General features: G+C 63.7%; 1 protein-coding gene and 1 pseudogene. Both read right to left on the bottom strand.

Annotated features, from left to right (window positions below; genetic code table 11):
• Positions 1-312: biotin/lipoyl-containing protein (locus NW75_RS17700; protein WP_033966524.1), on the bottom strand; the 312-nt coding region annotated here is incomplete at its 3' end.
• A gap of 98 nt (positions 313-410) precedes the next feature.
• Positions 411-3,342 (bottom strand): annotated as a pseudogene (locus NW75_RS17695) (2-oxoglutarate dehydrogenase E1 component).
• Positions 3,343-3,427: the final 85 nt, after the last annotated feature.

The following is a 3,427-nucleotide window of genomic DNA, read 5'->3' as shown; positions in this document are numbered from 1 at the left end:
TGTGTCCGCCGCCGGGGCCACGGGCGATTCGAGCACCGCCGGCTGCGGTGCAGCGGCGACCGCAGGCGCCCCGTCACCCGCCTCGATCGTCGCGATCATCGCGCCGACGAGGACGGTGTCACCAACCTGCACTGCATGCTGGCCCATCACGCCCGCCACTGGCGAAGGTACTTCGACCGAGACCTTGTCGGTTTCGAGGCTCGCGATCGGCTCGTCGACCGCGACCTTATCGCCCGGCTGCTTGAGCCATTCGCCGAGCGTCGCTTCGGTGATCGATTCGCCGAGTACCGGTACTGTGACTTCGGTTGCCATATCTTGCTTCTTCCAACTGTGCTCCTGCGGAAGCAGGAGCCTAGGGTTGCTCTGCGGGAGCCTGGGTTCCTGCCTGCGCAGGAACACAAGCGCCGTCGTTAAACCTTGCGCGTCCGCCGAATTTCCTCGCGGACGCTATGCCCCAGCGCATCGGCAACCAGCGCTGCCTGCTCCATCTGGTGCCGCTTCATCAGCCCGGTGGCGGGCGATGCCGAAGCCGCCCGCCCGGCATAGCGCGCGCGTGTCGAGCGCACGCCCGCTTCGACCAGACACTCCTCGATGAACGGATCGACGAAGCTCCACGCGCCGTTATTCTTTGGCTCTTCCTGCGCCCAGACGACCGTCTCGAGATTGGGCATCTTCTTCAGACGCTCGACCAGCGGCTCGCCGGGGGAAGGGATAAAGCTGTTCGAGGCGGACAATCGCGGTGTTGGTATCGCCAGCCGCATCGCGCGCTTCGATCAGGTCATAAGCGACCTTGCCGGTGCACAGGACGAGGCGTTTCACATCGACATCCGCCGGAGCGGAAGGGTCACTAAGGATGCGCATGAAATGGCTGTCGCCGAGGAAATCCTCGGTCTGCGACACCGCTAGCTTATGGCGCAGCAGCGACTTGGGCGTGAAGATCACCAGCGGCTTGCGGAACGAACGGTGCATTTGCCGCCGCAGCAAGTGGAAATAATTGGCGGGCGTGGTGCAGTTGGCGACCTGCATGTTATCCTGCGCGCACAATTGCAGGAAGCGCTCGACGCGCGCCGAGCTATGCTCGGGCCCCTGCCCTTCATACCCATGCGGCAGCAACATCACCAGGCCGTTGGCGCGCAGCCACTTGGCCTCGCCGCTGGCGATGAACTGATCGATCATGATCTGCGCGCCGTTCATGAAGTCGCCGAACTGCGCCTCCCACATCACCAGCGTCTTGGGGTCGGCCAGCGCATAGCCATATTCGAAGCCGAGCACGCCATATTCGCTAAGCGGGGAGTCGAGCACTTCGAAGCGGCCATGCGGGATCGTCTCGAGCGGGCGGTACTTATGCTCGTCGGTCTGGTCGACCCACACTGCATGGCGCTGCGAGAAGGTGCCGCGGCCCGAATCCTGGCCCGACAGGCGCACGCCATAGCCTTCCGACAGCAGCGACCCGAAGGCCAGCGCCTCGCCCGTCGCCCAGTCGAAATTCTTGCCCGACTTGAACATCTCGCGCTTGGCGTCGAGCACGCGGTTGAGCGTCTTGTGGACGGTCAGCCCCTCGGGGATCGTGGTCAGCGTGCGACCAAGCGAATCGAACAATTTCTGCTCGATGCCGGTGTTGACGTTGCGGCGTGCGGTCTCGGCGTCTGCGGGTGCGTGCAGCCCCGACCAGCGCCCGGCAAACCAGTCGGCCTTGTTGGGCTTGTAGCTCGCCCCTGCCTCGAACTCGCCCTCGAGCAGCGTGGTGAACTGTTGGATATTGTCGTCGATCCAGGCGCGGTCGATCACCTTCTGCGCGATCAGCTTCTGGCCGTAGATTTCGCTGACCGGGGGATGATCCTTGATCGCCTTGTACATCAGCGGCTGGGTGAAGCCGGGCTCGTCACCTTCGTTATGCCCGAAGCGGCGATAGCACCACATGTCGATCACGATGTCGCGGTGGAAGCGCTGACGGAACTCGATCGCCATCTTGGTGGCGAAGGTCACCGCCTCGGGATCATCACCGTTGACGTGGAAGATCGGGGCCTGCACGCCCTTGGCGACATCGCTCGGATAGGGCGAGCTGCGCGCATATTGCGGGCTGGTGGTAAAGCCGATCTGATTGTTGATGACGAAGTGGATGCAACCGCCGGTATTGTACCCGCGGATTCCGGAGAAACCGAGGCACTCCCACACGATGCCTTGCCCGGCAAACGCCGCGTCGCCGTGAATCAGCACGGGGAGCGACGCCTTGTGCTCGGTCAGATCGTTGGCGATCGTCTGGATCGCGCGGGTCTTGCCCAGTACGACCGGGTCTTCCGCCTCGAGGTGCGAGGGGTTGGCGACCAGCGACATATGCACGCTGATCCCGTCAAATTCACGATCGGTCGAGGTGCCGAGGTGGTATTTCACGTCGCCAGACCCGGCGACGTCATCGGGATTGTCCGACCCGCCGCCAAATTCGTGGAAGATGATGCGGAACGGCTTGGCCATCACGTTGGTGAGCACGTTCAGGCGACCGCGATGCGCCATGCCGAACACGATTTCGCGCACGCCGAACTGGCCGCCATATTTGATGACCGATTCGAGTGCCGGGATCATGCTCTCGCCACCGTCGAGGCCGAAGCGCTTGGTCCCCACGTACTTCTTACCGCAGAAGCGTTCCCACTGCTCGGCCTCGATCACCTTGTTGAGGATCGCCTTCTTGCCGAGATCGGAGAACTCGATCGCTTTATCCTTGCCCTCCATGCGCTCCTGCAGGAAGCGGCGCTCCTCGACATCGGCGATGTGCATATATTCGAGGCCGACATTGCCACAGTAATTGGCGCGCAGGATGTCGACGAGTTCGCGCACCGTCGTCCATTGCAGCCCCATCGTGCCGCCGAGATAGACAGGCCGATCGATATCGGCGTCGGAAAAGCCGTGATATTCGGTCTTCAGGTCATCGGGCATCTCGCGCTTGGACAGGCCAAGCGGATCGAGGTTGGCCGCCAGATGGCCGCGCACGCGGTAGGTGCGGATGAGGAGCATCGCGCGGATCGAATCGCTCGCCGCGCGCAGGATGGCGTCCTGCGACGGGGCGGCGGGTGCTGCGGCAGCGGCAGGCTTGCCCTTGGACGGCTTGGGCGCGGGCTCCATCTGGGTTGGATCGAGCGCGGAGGTCAGGTCGTCGGTGGACGAGAGCGGCCAATTGGCCTGCTGCCACGACGCGCTGCCCGAAGCGCCTTCCAGCCCTTCGAACCACGATCGCCAGGACGGCTCGACACTGTCGGGCGACGCCTTGAAGCGCGCATACAGCGATTCGATAAAAGCGGGGCTTACGCTGCCCGCCACATCCGCGAAATCCTGGCCTTCGAAGCCCATAATCTTCACCTCTGCTTTCCCTCTCCCACCGGGAGAGGGAGGGGCCCCGCCCGCGAAAGCGGGTGGGAGGGTGAGGGTGACATCG

Source organism: Sphingomonas sp. Ant H11, assembly GCF_000797515.1.
In the GTDB taxonomy this organism is placed as follows: Bacteria; Pseudomonadota; Alphaproteobacteria; order Sphingomonadales; family Sphingomonadaceae; genus Sphingomonas.
This window is presented reverse-complemented; position numbering and strand designations above follow the sequence as displayed.